At 52.5% G+C, this 930-nt stretch carries 1 rRNA gene; it reads left to right on the top strand.

Going from position 1 to position 930, the window contains the following annotated elements:
- A 23S ribosomal RNA gene (locus D1350_RS23425) occupies positions 1 to 930 on the top strand; the annotation flags it as partial.

Below are 930 nucleotides of genomic sequence, written 5' to 3'. Positions count from 1 at the left end.
CGGTGGATGCCCTGGCAGTCAGAGGCGATGAAGGACGTGCTAATCTGCGATAAGCGTCGGTAAGGTGATATGAACCGTTATAACCGGCGATTTCCGAATGGGGAAACCCAGTGTGTTTCGACACACTATCATTAACTGAATCCATAGGTTAATGAGGCGAACCGGGGGAACTGAAACATCTAAGTACCCCGAGGAAAAGAAATCAACCGAGATTCCCCCAGTAGCGGCGAGCGAACGGGGAGCAGCCCAGAGCCTGAATCAGTGTGTGTGTTAGTGGAAGCGTCTGGAAAGGCGTGCGATACAGGGTGACAGCCCCGTACACAAAAATGCACATGCTGTGAGCTCGATGAGTAGGGCGGGACACGTGGTATCCTGTCTGAATATGGGGGGACCATCCTCCAAGGCTAAATACTCCTGACTGACCGATAGTGAACCAGTACCGTGAGGGAAAGGCGAAAAGAACCCCGGCGAGGGGAGTGAAAAAGAACCTGAAACCGTGTACGTACAAGCAGTGGGAGCACGCTTAGGCGTGTGACTGCGTACCTTTTGTATAATGGGTCAGCGACTTATATTCTGTAGCGAGGTTAACCGAATAGGGGAGCCGAAGGGAAACCGAGTCTTAACTGGGCGTTAAGTTGCAGGGTATAGACCCGAAACCCGGTGATCTAGCCATGGGCAGGTTGAAGGTTGGGTAACACTAACTGGAGGACCGAACCGACTAATGTTGAAAAATTAGCGGATGACTTGTGGCTGGGGGTGAAAGGCCAATCAAACCGGGAGATAGCTGGTTCTCCCCGAAAGCTATTTAGGTAGCGCCTCGTGAATTCATCTCCGGGGGTAGAGCACTGTTTCGGCAAGGGGGTCATCCCGACTTACCAACCCGATGCAAACTGCGAATACCGGAGAATGTTATCACGGGAGACACACGGC

This window comes from Antribacter gilvus (assembly GCF_003946865.1).
Lineage (GTDB): Bacteria > Actinomycetota > Actinomycetes > Actinomycetales > Cellulomonadaceae > Antribacter > Antribacter gilvus.
Note: the sequence above shows the minus strand (reverse complement) of the source record. Positions and strands in the feature narration are given on the sequence as shown.